This window comes from Mesorhizobium sp. WSM4983 (assembly GCF_029625765.1).
Taxonomy (GTDB): domain Bacteria; phylum Pseudomonadota; class Alphaproteobacteria; order Rhizobiales; family Rhizobiaceae; genus Mesorhizobium.
On the sequence record NZ_JARTVM010000004.1, the window covers coordinates 103,629 to 117,086 of the forward strand.

Consider the following 13,458-nt stretch of genomic DNA (forward strand, 5'->3'; position numbering starts at 1 on the left):
CGCCCCCCGCCCATGCCGTCGGTTGCCTCATTTCGAAATCTCAAGTTAAGGACGCAGCCCTGACCGGTCGAGCAGGGCTGAGGCACGCCGCAAAGTCTTTGCCATTGTGGCCGACGGCAATCACGAGCCGAACCAAAATAGCGCCAGAAGGGCCACAAAGATTACGGCCGCGGCGACGCTACCCCACATGAAGACCCTGCTGGTGCCACGCTGCTCCTCCTCGCGGGATAGGTTATTAGCCATGTCAAGTCTCCTTCGCAGTATCTCCGCACAAGTGCGAACGCCCGTCAGCGGCTCGCCACCGCCCTTGCTTCGCGCTCCAGCGTCGCACGATCGTTTCCGTGCTTTTTGATGAGGTCGCGAGCCTCGGGGATTGTCAGCTGAAATTTCCTCGCGAAGTGGGCGATCTCATATTCCTCATCGCCTGACACGCGGCCGCGGTCGCGGAAATCACGCTTGGTCGTGTCGTCTGCCATGGTTGTTCCTCCTGGATAGGAATAAAACCGCCTCCCTTTGGGAATGTTCCAGCCTCTGGGAGGTTGGTATGCGGACGCGGCTTCCGTCCTGTCAGCGACGCTTTTCGAGGAGCCGCGGGCCTGCTGCTCGTCATGCCCACTCCCGTCACTCTCGCCACGGAACAATCCGCAGTCCTTGTGGTTCGGGCGCACCCAACTAGGAGGAACAACCTATGTCTGAATCCCGCGAATGGCTGATCCAGTGGCTGAGGGATGCTCACGCGATGGAAGAGCAAGCCGAGACGATGCTGTCCGGCCAGCTGGGCCGGCTCGAGAGCTATCCGGACCTCAGCGAACGCATCCGCGCTCACCTCGCCGAGACCAAGGAGCAGGCGAGACGATTGAAGTCTTGCCTCGATGGCCTGGAAGAAGGTTCGTCAACACTGAAGGACGCAGGCGGAAAACTGACCGCAATGGCGCAGTCGATCAGCGGCGTGTTCGCCGGCGACGAGGTGATGAAAGGCTCTCTGGCCAGCTACACCTTCGAGCATATGGAGATCGCTTCCTATACGATCCTCATGGCTGCCGCTGAAGCCGTGGGTGAAGCCGAGATTGCTCGGGTCTGTGAGCAGAACCTGCGCGAAGAAGAAGCGATGGCCGAGTGGCTGAAGGACAATCTTCCGCAGGTCACCGAGACATTCCTCGCCCGGGCCGATGCCGACAGCGACAGCGCCAAGCGCTAGTTCGCGTCCTACAGGTGAAACGAGGCGGCGTTGGCCGCCGCCTCGGTCACATCAAGCGTGCTTCGGTTGGGCTGCCTTTCCAGTTGGGAGCGGAACTGCTCCCTCCTCGATGAGGATGTCCTTCCGGCGGGCAAAGGCAACGAAGACCCCTCTCGCCGTTTCTGCGTCGATTTCGCCGGCCAAGGCGGCCTTGCAGGCACGCATCGCCGCCTTCTGCTCAGGGCTGTTGCCACACCAGTCGGCGACGAACTGATAGGCATCTACGACAGTGTTCAGCTGACGCGGAAATCCCAGTCCGACCCAGACGCGGATCGGCTTTTCGAACGGTTTTGCAAGCATCGCGACTGCCTCCTTTTTGCGGCTACGCAGTCACGCCGCTGCCTGGGCCCTTGCCGGTCATCCAAGGCAAAGTGACACTCACGTCCTCGTGGATTTTGACCGACTTTGCGAAGCCGCAGAACGCGTCTCTGGCCGCCGTTAGCGGATAGTCGCTGTCGAATGCTCGCTGACAGGCACGCAGGGCGGTCTCGTAGATGGTGCCGCGTCTGTTCTTGGGCCATTCGTAGAGAAATTCCAGGGCGTCATCGAGGCACGCGATTTCCTGGATGAGGCTGTTCCCGCTCTTCACGAAAACAGGGCTGTCAAACATCCGATCGTTCATAAGATCCTCCAAGTCGAACGAACAATTTGAGTTCTGAGACGGGCCGGAACCTTCAACGATCCTGGCCTGGCTGCGATATGGGTTTGCGGTTTTTGGCCGTCAAGATGAGGGCGCGTGCGGGAGCGTTCGGCTCGATGGGAACCTTCCGCGGGTCTTGCTGTTCGGTACGCAGCGGCGGAGCGAACCTTTGCTCCGAAATGAGGGCCGCCATCCGTGAGCGAGTCATGTGGCCGCTCTTGCGAAAACCCGCCCGCGCTCCTCCCCGGGCGGGTTTTTGCCGGAGCAATTCTAGAAAGCGTGACTCGGATTTCCGTCCGGAACTGCCGGCAGGCACAGTCTTCCTTACGCCGGCCGCTGAACCACCGGTGGCTTTCGCGCGGGAGGCTTGCTGGTGGTCACCAGCCTGACCTTGTCGATGTCCACTGTAACCGGTACGCCGAGCTTCACGGTCACCCGGTCCCCATTGACGCGCGTTACATCTCCGACGAGCTCGATCGGCTGGCCTCTCTTCACGGTCGACGTGCGGTCGATGATCGAATGCGGCTGCTCATAGGAGGGAATCGACACGCTGACGCGGTCCTCCGTCACCCGCCGGCGAACCGTTGCGGTGATGGCGACCTCGTCTCCGACCTTGATGCCTCTTGCCATAGACGCAAGACTGGTGCGGTCGGCGGATTCGTCAAGCGATCGCTAACGTATCTTTGCGCACTTTCCAGCGCGTGCCTTGGCACGCGTGCAAGAAAACCGGATCTGGCTCGTCAACAGGCTACTTCCTGAACGACAGTGCCTTCGCCTCGCGAACGAGCGAACCCCAATTCAAGCCTAGGAAAGAAACAAGTTCCAAAGCCTGCGCTTCGCTAATGCCGATCTCCCGGACAAGCCGTTGAACAACAGCTTCCTGTGACTGACTGTCAGATGTGAGCGCCATGGGAAGTCCCCTATGGCGGCGCAACGTTCAAGTCAGAAATTAGTTCCCGCCAATTCCGGGCTTGGCTGCCACCGGCGGTCCGTTATTGGCTGGAAGCGAGCTTCTGGATACGCCCTTTGTCCAGACGGAACACCCCCTCGGTGCCGCCCTGGCGCTCGAAGTCGGTCTGGAGTTCGTCCCACGTACCCAGATATTTGCCGCATTCGGCACAATGGATTTGGGTAATGGGTTGAGCATCGATGGGGATCTGCAACCGGATCACACCGCAAAACGGGCATTCCAATTTGTGATCCAGATACCTACCGGCGATCATCGCCCACCATCTCGCAATCGGCAGGTCTGCGCAAGCCGCCGATTCTTGTGCATGCCGCCGGGAGGCACAAGCGATTCTGGGGCAACGAGACGCAGCACTTCGCCACGCCCTCCGACATCGCGCGCCCGCCTGTCTGTATCTTATGCATAACGCGTTCATGACCGGCGAGACCATCCAAAACGATGGCTGGTGTGAGCGGGCGAGGCAGACGGCTGCCGTGCCGGGCCTTCGCGATGCAATGGCATTTTCGGCGCAACGCTAATATACATGACGCCCGAATGAGCAGCGCCTCCGCACACGAGGAATGCCATGCGAAGGGTCATCTTCACAGCCATGTGCATTGCCGCCGCAACAGGCGCCAATGCGCATGATTGGTACGAAGACAAGATTGACCCGGTAACGAGATTCAAGTGCTGCGGCAGTCAAGATTGCCGCGCCATCCCTCAGTCTTCGGTGCGGTCCAGAGCCGACGGCGGCTATACCTATTTGCCCGACGGTTTCAACATCCCGCGAGACCGGGTTCAGGAATCACCGGATGGCCAATATCATATCTGCGAAAACAACTAACGTGATAACCAATCAGCCCTATTTGCGCTGCTTCTTCGCGCCGCGGCTCAAGGTTTCTCGGCTGGTCGCACGCTGAGGGGATGGCCGTTTTTCGGAAAGGTCCATCGACCGGCTCAAGCGGCGGCGTGAACTACACGCCCGAGTGCCTCGCCCTGATGATTCTGGCTTCCCGCAACAGCGCAGGACGATCGCGTCCAACCGCTTTTATCAGCCTCCTGGCTTGCGCGTCCGAAATGCCTGTTTTCTGTTTCAGCAAAATGACGAGCTGCTTGTCGTCGATCCGGTTATGGGAACTGCTTTCGCCGGGTTCGGTCATTGTTGGATCCTCCTCCGACCGAACGGAAAGAAGCCCTGAAAGGTTTCATCGCGTTGTTGCTTTTCGTAGGCGATTGGTACCGCCGATCGCATGGCGGCAAATCAGCCTTCGCCAGGCCGTCTGAAACGGCAAAACGGCCTTTGGTCCTCAACTGCATCACATTTGCAGCGGTCGGCCGTTCCGGGCGGATGTCGGATTTGAGCGCATTGCAGACCGACGCCGGCCGCCTCCGTGCGTGCGCTGCTCTAAGCGGCCTCTGCATGCTTCATCAGGTAGCGCTCTGGCGTTCCATCTCCAATTCGGCCTTCAGGCTTTCGATGTCGCGAAAAATCGAGGCGACCGCCAGTGTGCGTCCCTTGCGCTTGAAACGCAGGAGGCAATCTTTGGCGGCGATGTCGCCTTCCACCGCGATCTCGTCCCATCGCTCCGCATGTCCAACGTAGTTGATCGGGACGTCATAATGCTGGCTCCAGAAGAACGGGACGGCAGTGTATTTCTCGCGCTGTCCGAGCATGTTCAGAGCAGCCGTCTGCCCCTGCCTTTCTGCGACCACCCAGTGCTCGACCCTGATGTTTTCGCCGGAGTGGGGATCGGGCCATCGCGCAATGTCGCCTGCCGCGAAAACGCCCGGCGCGCTCGTCTCCAGAAAGGCATCCACCATGATGCCGCGGTCGAGCCTGAGCCCAGCCTTTTCGGCAAGCCCGAGCCGCGGCCGCACGCCGATGCCAGCGACGATGAGATCCGCGGTCAGCGTAAGGCCGCTGCTCAGTTGCACGTTCGTACCGTCGATGGCGGTCGCGGTGTCCTTGAGATGAAAGACGACGCCATTTTGCTCGTGGAGGCTGCGGATGAAGTCGCCCATCTGCGGCCCGAGGACCCGCTCCATCGGCCGTTCGTCGGGCGCGACGACATGAACTTCGATGTTCCGCGCACTAAGGGACGCGGCAACCTCGAGGCCGATGAAACTGGCGCCCAGCACGATGGCGCTGCGGGCCGTCTCGGCTTCCTCGATAATCGTGCTGCAGTCGGAGAGCGAGCGCAGCGTATGGACCTGTGGCTGATGGGCGCCCGGGATCGTGAGGCGGACCGGTTCGGCTCCCGTAGCAAGCAGCAAACGGTCGTAGGCAGTTCGGTTCCCGTCTGCGTGCACGACCTCGCCGGACCGGACATCGACGTCGGCGACGCTGGTCTTGAGGCGCAGATCAATGCCGTTCTTGGCATAGAAGCTTTCCCCGCGCAGCGGAACCCAATCCGACGGCGCCTTGCCGGCGAGGTAGTCCTTGGAAAGGTTGGGGCGATCGACGGGCGGCGCCTCGTCGTCGCTGAGCATGACGATGCTGCCCTGATGGCCTTCACGACGCAGTCTTTCGGCGGCTGCGAAACCAGCCGCGCCGCCTCCGACGATCACGATTCTGCCGGCAAACTGGCCAGCCCCTCCGCTGCTGGGCTTTTGAGCCACTCGCTTGCGCTTCTCGCCCACGAATATGCGATCGCCGCGCTGTTCCACCGACCAGCAGGCGAGTGGACTGAACGCAGGCGCACGCACGGCTTCGCCGGTGCGCAAATCGAAGCAGGCGTGGTGCCACGGACATCGAACGGTATCCTCCACGACAAGACCGTCGACCAGCGGCCCGCCATAATGCGTGCACGCCGCCCCGATTGCGAAGACCTCTGTCCCGCGGCGCACCAACAGCACCTGTTCATCGCCATAGTGACCGACCAGCTTTGCGCCATCGGCAAGGTCGGATAGCGCAATGCCTTGGGCCAGATCCGGTCCGTTCGATTTAGAGTGGTCTTGAGCCATCTTCTTTCTCCCTGCGCTATTCGATTGGAGTCCGACCGAGCCAGACTGACTCCCGACGCTGTTTTGGGCAAATCAACGATCGCCTGGCCTGCTTTGCGCCAGTCGATGCGCAAAGTTCGAGGCCTGTCACGACATCGGCACCCATCCTTTGGTGACCGTAGCGGCCGACGAATGATTTGATGGAGTTTCGTCAGATCGGTTTCCAAACGGACCCAAAGATTTTCGCAAACTCCCGCCACACCGGGGTAGATCGAAGCGCAGAGGCAGCGTGGGGAACAGTCCGTTCGGCTGGAGTTGTGGACAGCCTCGACCCCGATGGGGAGGCGGGCCGGACCGTCGCGCTCGCCTATCCATGACTGATGCGGCGTAAGTCGCTGAAATCCTTAACGCGATTTTCATTCCGCTCGTTTAGCCACTAGGCATGAGAAATTCCGACCAGCCCGGCCCAGGTTCAGCCCTTCAGGGGCAAAGCGAAGCCGTGGAAGCGGGAATTCTGCGGGATCAGTTCGCTGACCTGAAGAAGGGCCTTTTCATCTCGATGCCCATCGGCACCGTTCTCTCGGCCCTGATCCTGGCCGTGCAGATGCTCTCGGGCGGTGGCCCGGCGGCGGCGCTGTGGTTTGTGGCGGTCACCATCATCAACGGCGCCCGCATAGGACTGGCCCTCACCCAGCCGGAAATTGCCTTTAATGGGCCCGATGGCCGGTCGAGGCCGGTCGATGCGCGACTTTCCGTTTACGGGCTGTTGGCCCTGGCATCGGGCATCGCCTGGTCTTTTCTGGCCGTGCTGTCGGATGGATACACCACTCCCCAGGCGCCGCTCTATCTGATCGTGCTCGCCGGCCTGTCGGCCGGTTCGGTCACCTATGGTGCGTCATACGCGCCGGCTTCGATCAACTTCTTGACATTGCCGCTTCTGATCGCCGCAGGATGCGTGTTGGCGAAAGGCAATATCGAGAACTACGTCCTCGGCCTCACCGTCCTGCTTTTTCTTGGAGGCATGATCAGAAGCTCGCTGCTCGGGCAGACCCGCTTCAAGGAGACGAGCCGCCTCAAATACGAGGCGAGGGCGTTCGCAGCCCGGATGGAACGAAACTCCAGGTGCGATCCGCTGACGAACTTGCTCAACAGGCACGGGCTCGAGCACGCAATTGGCGAGATGGGTTTTTCCGACGGTCCGTTCGTGACCATGCTGATCGATCTCGACGGCTTCAAATCCGTCAACGACACCTATGGTCACAATATCGGCGACGACCTTCTGGTCCGGGTCGCGCGCAGGATAGAGAACCACGCGCCGCCGGGGGCAACGATCGCGCGCATCGGCGGCGACGAGTTCGTGCTGCTCTTTCCCGCCGCAAGCTCGCAGCACTCGATAGACGAGCTTGCGTCCTTGATCATCGCGGCCATCGCCAATCCGGATCCGGCATTGAAATCGGTGCGTGTCGGCGCGTCGATCGGTATATACGTATCGGAGACACCGCGACTGACGGAGATGCTGCTGCGCGCCGACTTCGCGCTTTACGCGGCCAAGCGCAGCGGCAGGAACGAATACTGCCTCTTCGATGCCGAGCTCGATCAGGGGCTCGAACGCAAGCACTGCATCGAGCGCGACCTGCGCGCAGCCATCGAGAGAGGCACGCTTTGCTCATGGTTCCAGCCCATCGTGCGGCTGGACGCGCAAGCGGTCGCCGGCTTCGAAGCGCTGCTGCGGTGGCAGCATCCGGTTCACGGCGCCATTCCCCCGCCGGAGATCGTGACAGCGGCACGCGAAACCGGTCTGCTTTCCTTGCTGACGGAGAAGGTCTTTCTCAATTGCTGCTCCATGATCGAGGAACTGGCGAGGAAAGGGCGCCAGGATGTGCGCGTTGCGATGAATCTGTCGCCGCGTGAACTCGAGGCAGGCAATGTCGACGATATGATGCTGGACATCCTGAAGACGAGGAATGTCCCCGCGGCCATGCTCGAGATAGAGATTACCGAAGAGGCGCCCGTGGATCGCGCCCGGGTCGACGAAAAGCTGGAACGCCTGGCGGACGCGGGCATATCGATCGTGCTGGACGATTTCGGCACCGGCTTTTCGACCCTGGTTTCGCTGAAGGACAGTCGGATCCGCAAGATCAAGATCGACAAGGACTTCGTTCGCGATCTGGCCAAATCCGTGGAAGATCAGGCGCTGGTCAAGGCCGTCATCGATCTCGGACGAACGCTTGGCATAGAGGTCATGGCGGAGGGGGTCGAGACGGACGCCGATCGCCTGATCCTGCGCTCGCTCGATTGCATGATCGGGCAGGGCTTCCTCTTCTCGGCAGCGCTTCCCATGCACGATGCGCTGGCCTTCGAGCCGAGGCATTTCGACACCTCTGCCGCTGCAAATGCCGCCTGTGATCCCGGGCAACTCCCGTCGCGCCGAACCGGCAGCGCCGCCTAAGGGGGTGGGCGGCTGCGGCTGCCCAACTCCTGTGTCAGAGAGCCTCGAAGGACCCTGTCGGCGACTTGGATATCAGGCCGGCAGGCCGTTTTGCTTTCGCAGGCTCTTGTCGAAGGCGGATTCGGGAACGAAACGGCGCAGCAAGCTGATCTGGCGAGCCATTTTTCCGGCAGCATAGCGCCTCCGCGGAACGGAGGCGGTCGCCGCTTGCAAGACCGTCTTGGCCACGATCTCGGGCGCATCGCCTGTCTCGATGGCTTTCCGCAGAACCACATCCATGCCGGCGCGCGCGGTGCCATAGATGTCCAGCAACTGATCGGGCCTTGCGAGATTTTCTTCAAACGACGTGCGGGTGTAGGCGGGCTCGACCAGCACCACGCGAATTCCGAACGAGCGCAGTTCATGGTCCAGCGATTCTGAATAGCCTTCGATCGCATGCTTGGTCGACGCATAGAGAGCGGAATAGGGAGCCGGAATCAGGCCCAGCACGGAACTCAAATTCACGATTCTGCCGCTCCGTTGGCGTCGCATTGTCGGCAGCACCGCGTTGGTCATCCGGATGACACCAAAGACATTGACATCAAACAGCGCCTGAGCCTGCGCAGTCGAGGATTCCTCCGCGCCGCCGAGCAGGCCGATGCCGGCATTGTTGACGAGCAGGTCTATGCGTCCGGTTTCGGCCAGCACCTCTTCGACCAGCTTCGATACGGACGCGTCGTCGGTCACGTCGCCGGTCAGCATGGTAACGCCGTCGGACTGTTCGGAGATCGCGCGACGGCTGGTTCCGAACACGCGAAAGCCCGCGTTCCGGAGGGCTGCGGCTGTTGCGCGCCCGATGCCCGAGGATGCCCCTGTGACGAGGGCGACGCCAGGATTGGTCTTTTCCATGAGATCACTTTCTTGCGGCTGGAGTGGGGAAATCGGAAGGCCGAAACAAAAGCCGCAGCCAGGGAGCGGCTCGACCGTTCATGCCTGTCCGTCCCAGCGCCGGAACAGCGCGCTGGCGTTCACACCTCCGAAGCCAAACCCATTGGAGATCGCGTAGTCCATTTCCATTGGCCGGGCTTGGTTCGCGACGAAGTCTATGCCGTCGCCGGCCGGATCGGGCGCGCCCAGATTGAGGGTTGGCGGCGCCACCTGGTCCCTGAGCGCCAATATCGTGAAGATCGCGCCGAGCCCGCCGGCAGCGCCGAGCAGGTGTCCGGTCGCCGACTTGGTCCCGCTGACGGCGATCGAGAAATCCGCGCCGAAGACCCTTTTGATCGCTTCGATTTCTCCCAGGTCGCCCACCGGCGTGGAGGTCGCATGCGCATTGAGGTGGCGGATGTCGCGTGGCGAGATGCCGGCCTGGGCAATCGCGATCTCCATCGCACGTCGCGCGCCATCGCCGTCCTCGGGGCCGGAAGTGACATGATGGGCATCCGCCGTGGTGCCGTAGCCGACGACCTCGGCGAGCGGTTTCGCGCCGCGAGCCAGCGCATGGCTCAATTCCTCGATGACCAGGATGCCGGCGCCTTCGCCCATGACGAACCCGTCCCGCGACATGTCGAACGGACGAGAAGCTTGATCGGGGCGGTGATTGAAGGAGGTCGAAAGCGAGCGTGCCGCTGCGAAGCCGCCCAAGCTGACGGTGTTCATGCATGCCTCGGTGCCGCCGCACAAAGCGATATCGGCCTCATCGGCGCGGATGATGCGAGCCGCATCGCCGATCGCCTGGATGCCGGCGGCGCATGCGGTTACCGGCGCGCCGATGTGGCCTTTGAAGCCGTAGCGGATCGAGACGTGGCCAGCCGCGAGGTTCACCAGGAAAGACGGCACCGTAAACGGTGAAAGGCGCCGAACGCCGCGCTGGTCGACGGTCCGTACCGCCTCGGTGATGGCGGGAAAACCTCCGACACCTGAAGCGATGATCGTCGCCGTGCGAACCCGATCCTTTTCCGAGGCCGGTTTCCATCTCGCCTGGGCAAGCGCCTCTTCTGCAGCGGCCAGCGCGAACAGGATGAAGCGGTCGACCTTGCGCTGATCCTTCGGCGCCAGGAAACCGTTCGGATCGAGGCCGGCTTGGGGATCATCCTCCAGGGAAGGAACCACGCCGCCGATCTTCGCCGGCAAATCTTCCACCACCTCGTCCGCAAGCCTGCGGATACCAGAGCGGCCGGCCAGGAGACGCGACCAGGACGTCTCGACATCCGCCGCAAGCGGCGTGACCGCGCCCATGCCCGTTACAACGATCCGTCGCATCTATTCTCCTATCAATCCCGGTCGTCAGTCCCGCGCCGTTCAAGCCGTGACTGCGTCGCGAACCTGTTCGGTGGCCGCATCCAGAAAGGCCTGAGCGAGGTCGGGGTCGTTGACGACGCGCGACAACGTCAGCGCGCCGACCATCGTCGAAAGAATGGCCATGGCCTTGCTGTTGGGCTCGTCTACGTCGGTCGCGGCGATCAACCGGCCGATGATTTCGAGATACTGCTTGATGCCGGCTTCGAACGACCCTTTCACCTCGGCCCGCTGCCTGGCGGCATCCGAGCCGAGCGCCGCGACCGGGCAGCCGTCCATCCTTTGCTCGCGATGGCCCATGCTGAGGTAAAATGCCATCACCGCCCCAAGCGGATCGCTGGGATTGGCTGCGGTCGCTGTCGCCCATCGGGCAGCCGTACTCTCCACCGCCCGTCTGGAAGCCTGTGCGACCAAGTCCTCCTTCGACGCGAACTGCTTGTAGAAGGCGCCTTGGGTCAGCCCGGCACCCTTCATCAGATCCTTGAGGCCGATGCCGTCGAACCCATGTTCCCGAAAAAGGCGGCTGGCCACGTCGATCACGGTCTGCCGGTTCTTCTCAGCCTGAATGCGGCTCACGCGCATGATCGGCCTCCATATTTAGATTGCGTAAGAAATCTATATGCCATTTAGAGACTGAGCGCAATCTAATTAAGGATCCGGGATAGGCGGCTCGTCGGGCGTAGGTTTGCGGCAGGCCAGATGCGCCGCCGACCGGGATTCCGTGAGCTTCTCCTTGCCGGGCCACCGCGAACAGCTCTACGCGCTCTCGAGATCCGGCGGGGAGGTGACGGTCTCGACCGTGGGCGACATGCAGATGAGCGCAACGCTGCCGGACTACCCCGCCACGGATCGCGGCCTGGCAAGCTGCCGGACAAGAGTCTCAGAGCGTTGGCCAGGACCTAACAAAAGACGCGTGGACCAGAGGACCTATTCGAAGGCTATTCTCGAACTCAATTCCCAATCGGCAGCGTCCCGGCGAACACCGCCGTCGCCGGCCCGAATCGCCGGCGTTGGGCGTCACCGCCGTGCGAAGCTGAAGGCGAAATGGCTGCCGCGATGATAGACAGCGGCATAGACGACCGGTGTCCCGGTCGCATCGAAACAGGTTTCAGTAATGAGCAGCGCCGGCCCGAAATCGCGCAGGTCGTTGCGCTGCACGATTTCGTCCGGCAGCGTCACGGCTGAAACCGAGGCGGCCGACATACGCGGCTGATGGCGGTGTTTCTCCAACAGCGCGAGCAGCGAACCACTCCATTCGATGTCGAAAAGGCGGCCGGGCAAAAGGCTGCGCGGCACGTAATCCAGCGAGTAGATGAGGGGCACGTCGTTGTGCAGCCGCAGCCGTTCCAGTCTTATGACGCGCTCTCCGTCGGCCAGCCGCAATTGCTGCTGGATCACCGGATCGGGCGTTTCCTCGGCGATCGACAGAACCTTGTTGATGGTGTCGTAGCCGTAATGGCGCGACATGTCGGTCACGCTTTCGAACATCGTTATCGGCCGGTCGACCTGCACGGCAGAGTTCGCCGTGACAAAGCGGCCGAGGCCGTGGGTGACGGAAATGGCGCCGTCCTGTTCGAGAAGTTTCAGCGCTTCGCGCAGGGCAGGGCGCGAGATGCGGAAGCGCTGCGTCAACTGCGACTCGGTCGGCAGCCGGTCGCCGGGCTTGAGCCCCTCGCTTCTGATCAGGTCGGCAAGGCGGTCGCGGAGCTGGACCGCCAGTGTGCGCGCATCCCGAAGCGGCTCGTCCAAGTCCGTGATCCCCATAGTGCCAACTCTCCTTTTGTTGTCGGACAATCGCGGCTAGGTCAAGCGGGGGCATGTCGTGGCGCCTCACTTGCTGCATACGCAATTGGACCGGAGCCGGTCCGCAAGATTTCTCTTGAAATGCGCTCAGCAAGATGTCAGTTGTCTTACAACAGATGCGATCGAGGGAACGATGCTCAATTTCGACGAAGCCCGGTTTGTACGCATTCAATCGGGGGCGGTGGCTTTGCGGGAGCGCATCGAAACCGCCGTTGCGCAATGTCTCGCCGCCGGGGCTCAAAACATCTTCTTCCTCGGCACCGGGGGCGCGGCGATTCTGATGCATCCGGCCGCACAATTGCTGCAGCGCCGGTCCGGCTTTCCCGCCTTCGTCGATATCACTGCCGAGCTGCAGCTTGCCCAATCCGTGCACCTGACCGAGAAATCGATCGTCGTGCTGCCTTCGCTCTCGGGCACCACCAAGGAAAGCGTGGCGCTGCTGGCTAGGATCAAGGAGATCGGAGCGACGGTCATCGCGCTGGTTGGGCATGAGGAGACGCCGCTCGGCAGGGGCGGGGACCACGTCTTCGTCAACTTCGCTGAGGACGACACCTCCTGCGAGTCCTTCTACCTCCAGTCGCTGTTCATCGCGCTTTCGGTGCTGAAGCATCGCGGCGAGCTGGCCGAATCCGAACGGATTTTCGCCGAGCTGGCGCAGTTGCCGCGATTGCTGCTGGAGGTGAAGCGGAGCTATGAAAAGCAAGCCGCCGACTTCGCCCAAAAACTGGCCGCCTCCGACTATCACATCATAACCGGCGCCGGGAACGTCTGGCCGCAGGCTTGGTATTACGGCATGTGCATCCTGGAAGAGATGCAATGGATCCGGACCCGTCCGGTGCATGCCTCCGATTTTTTCCACGGCACGCTGGAGCTGGTGGAAAAAGACGTAAGCGTTGTTCTCTTCAAGGGCGAGGACAGCGCCCGGCCGCTGGCCGAGCGGGTCGAGAATTTCGCAGCTAACTACACGGACAAGACGACGGTGCTCGACACGGCCGCCTTCGAACTGCCCGGCATTTCTGCGGACGTGCGGGCGCTGGTTTCGCCGGTCGTGCTGGCCACCGCCCTCGAACGCGTCAGTGCTCATCTCGAGGTGATCCGCAACCACCCGCTGACGACGCGCCGCTACTATAAACGCGTAGCCTATTGAGCGCGTGCCTTTAGCG

The 13,458-nt window shown here is 61.9% G+C and carries 16 protein-coding genes; 4 read left to right on the plus strand and 12 right to left on the minus strand.

The window, feature by feature from the left end:
• Positions 1–120 precede the first annotated feature (120 nt).
• Positions 121–243, minus strand: coding sequence for a hypothetical protein (locus P9254_RS14430; protein ID WP_278056501.1), 123 nt, complete (start codon positions 241–243; stop codon positions 121–123).
• 44 nt (positions 244–287) lie between these two features.
• On the minus strand, positions 288–476 hold the full coding sequence (locus tag P9254_RS14435) for a DUF3606 domain-containing protein (protein ID WP_067321902.1): 189 nt from the start codon (positions 474–476) through the stop codon (positions 288–290).
• 212 nt (positions 477–688) lie between these two features.
• Here P9254_RS14435 and P9254_RS14440 point away from each other — a divergent pair, with 212 nt between their 5' ends.
• Complete coding sequence (locus P9254_RS14440) at positions 689–1,198, plus strand: ferritin-like domain-containing protein (RefSeq protein ID WP_066992977.1); 510 nt, start codon at positions 689–691, stop codon at positions 1,196–1,198.
• Between the two features lie 51 nt (positions 1,199–1,249).
• On the opposite strand, the gene P9254_RS14445 is transcribed toward P9254_RS14440, so the two are convergent.
• The 4 genes from P9254_RS14445 to P9254_RS14460 all read right to left on the minus strand — a co-directional run bounded on the left by P9254_RS14445 (position 1,250) and on the right by P9254_RS14460 (position 3,100).
• On the minus strand, positions 1,250–1,537 hold the full coding sequence (locus tag P9254_RS14445) for a DUF982 domain-containing protein (RefSeq protein WP_067321896.1): 288 nt from the start codon (positions 1,535–1,537) through the stop codon (positions 1,250–1,252).
• Between the two features lie 22 nt (positions 1,538–1,559).
• Positions 1,560–1,859, minus strand: coding sequence for a DUF982 domain-containing protein (locus tag P9254_RS14450; protein WP_067321894.1), 300 nt, complete (start codon positions 1,857–1,859; stop codon positions 1,560–1,562).
• Between the two features lie 342 nt (positions 1,860–2,201).
• Positions 2,202–2,507 (minus strand): hypothetical protein, encoded by a 306-nt coding sequence (locus tag P9254_RS14455; RefSeq protein ID WP_066992982.1) that lies wholly within the window; start codon positions 2,505–2,507, stop codon positions 2,202–2,204.
• A gap of 362 nt (positions 2,508–2,869) precedes the next feature.
• On the minus strand, positions 2,870–3,100 hold the full coding sequence (locus P9254_RS14460; RefSeq protein WP_278056665.1) for a hypothetical protein: 231 nt from the start codon (positions 3,098–3,100) through the stop codon (positions 2,870–2,872).
• Between the two features lie 309 nt (positions 3,101–3,409).
• Here P9254_RS14460 and P9254_RS14465 point away from each other — a divergent pair, with 309 nt between their 5' ends.
• On the plus strand, positions 3,410–3,667 hold the full coding sequence (locus P9254_RS14465; RefSeq protein WP_278056666.1) for a hypothetical protein: 258 nt from the start codon (positions 3,410–3,412) through the stop codon (positions 3,665–3,667).
• A gap of 130 nt (positions 3,668–3,797) precedes the next feature.
• Here the strand turns inward: P9254_RS14465 and P9254_RS14470 are convergent, their stop codons facing one another.
• Both P9254_RS14470 and P9254_RS14475 read right to left on the minus strand, forming a co-directional pair.
• Positions 3,798–3,983: a hypothetical protein gene (locus P9254_RS14470; protein ID WP_066992988.1), complete on the minus strand. Its 186-nt coding sequence runs from the start codon at positions 3,981–3,983 to the stop codon at positions 3,798–3,800.
• Positions 3,984–4,251: 268 nt separating this feature from the next.
• Complete coding sequence (locus tag P9254_RS14475) at positions 4,252–5,787, minus strand: FAD-dependent oxidoreductase (protein WP_278056668.1); 1,536 nt, start codon at positions 5,785–5,787, stop codon at positions 4,252–4,254.
• A 478-nt stretch (positions 5,788–6,265) separates the two neighbouring features.
• On the opposite strand from P9254_RS14475, the gene P9254_RS14480 reads away from it, so the two are divergent.
• The gene (locus tag P9254_RS14480; protein ID WP_245457179.1) at positions 6,266–8,215 is read left to right on the plus strand and encodes a putative bifunctional diguanylate cyclase/phosphodiesterase; all 1,950 of its coding nucleotides are present in this window, start codon (positions 6,266–6,268) and stop codon (positions 8,213–8,215) included.
• Positions 8,216–8,287: 72 nt separating this feature from the next.
• On the opposite strand, the gene P9254_RS14485 is transcribed toward P9254_RS14480, so the two are convergent.
• From P9254_RS14485 to P9254_RS14500, 4 genes are all read right to left on the minus strand, one after another.
• Positions 8,288–9,103: an oxidoreductase gene (locus P9254_RS14485; RefSeq protein ID WP_095778940.1), complete on the minus strand. Its 816-nt coding sequence runs from the start codon at positions 9,101–9,103 to the stop codon at positions 8,288–8,290.
• A gap of 78 nt (positions 9,104–9,181) precedes the next feature.
• On the minus strand, positions 9,182–10,456 hold the full coding sequence (gene fabF, locus P9254_RS14490) for a beta-ketoacyl-ACP synthase II (RefSeq protein ID WP_095824610.1): 1,275 nt from the start codon (positions 10,454–10,456) through the stop codon (positions 9,182–9,184).
• A 39-nt stretch (positions 10,457–10,495) separates the two neighbouring features.
• A complete protein-coding gene (locus P9254_RS14495) occupies positions 10,496–11,074 on the minus strand; it encodes a TetR/AcrR family transcriptional regulator (protein WP_095801489.1) in 579 nt (192 codons plus the stop codon).
• Positions 11,075–11,509: 435 nt separating this feature from the next.
• A complete protein-coding gene (locus tag P9254_RS14500; RefSeq protein ID WP_095801575.1) occupies positions 11,510–12,241 on the minus strand; it encodes a GntR family transcriptional regulator in 732 nt (243 codons plus the stop codon).
• A gap of 187 nt (positions 12,242–12,428) precedes the next feature.
• Between P9254_RS14500 and P9254_RS14505 the strand changes: the two genes are divergently transcribed.
• Positions 12,429–13,442, plus strand: coding sequence for an SIS domain-containing protein (locus P9254_RS14505; RefSeq protein WP_095824609.1), 1,014 nt, complete (start codon positions 12,429–12,431; stop codon positions 13,440–13,442).
• Positions 13,443–13,458 lie beyond the last annotated feature (16 nt).

Coding starts and splice junctions, on each gene's coding strand:
- P9254_RS14495 (WP_095801489.1), bottom strand. CDS start 11,074: ATGCGCGTGAGCCGCATTCAGGCTGAGAAGAACCGGCAGACCGTGATC.
- P9254_RS14475 (WP_278056668.1), bottom strand. CDS start 5,787: ATGGCTCAAGACCACTCTAAATCGAACGGACCGGATCTGGCCCAAGGC.
- P9254_RS14440 (WP_066992977.1), top strand. CDS start 689: ATGTCTGAATCCCGCGAATGGCTGATCCAGTGGCTGAGGGATGCTCAC.
- P9254_RS14430 (WP_278056501.1), bottom strand. CDS start 243: ATGGCTAATAACCTATCCCGCGAGGAGGAGCAGCGTGGCACCAGCAGG.
- P9254_RS14460 (WP_278056665.1), bottom strand. CDS start 3,100: ATGATCGCCGGTAGGTATCTGGATCACAAATTGGAATGCCCGTTTTGC.
- P9254_RS14505 (WP_095824609.1), top strand. CDS start 12,429: ATGCTCAATTTCGACGAAGCCCGGTTTGTACGCATTCAATCGGGGGCG.
- P9254_RS14450 (WP_067321894.1), bottom strand. CDS start 1,859: ATGAACGATCGGATGTTTGACAGCCCTGTTTTCGTGAAGAGCGGGAAC.
- P9254_RS14465 (WP_278056666.1), top strand. CDS start 3,410: ATGCGAAGGGTCATCTTCACAGCCATGTGCATTGCCGCCGCAACAGGC.
- P9254_RS14485 (WP_095778940.1), bottom strand. CDS start 9,103: ATGGAAAAGACCAATCCTGGCGTCGCCCTCGTCACAGGGGCATCCTCG.
- P9254_RS14455 (WP_066992982.1), bottom strand. CDS start 2,507: ATGGCAAGAGGCATCAAGGTCGGAGACGAGGTCGCCATCACCGCAACG.
- P9254_RS14470 (WP_066992988.1), bottom strand. CDS start 3,983: ATGACCGAACCCGGCGAAAGCAGTTCCCATAACCGGATCGACGACAAG.
- fabF (WP_095824610.1), bottom strand. CDS start 10,456: ATGCGACGGATCGTTGTAACGGGCATGGGCGCGGTCACGCCGCTTGCG.
- P9254_RS14435 (WP_067321902.1), bottom strand. CDS start 476: ATGGCAGACGACACGACCAAGCGTGATTTCCGCGACCGCGGCCGCGTG.
- P9254_RS14445 (WP_067321896.1), bottom strand. CDS start 1,537: ATGCTTGCAAAACCGTTCGAAAAGCCGATCCGCGTCTGGGTCGGACTG.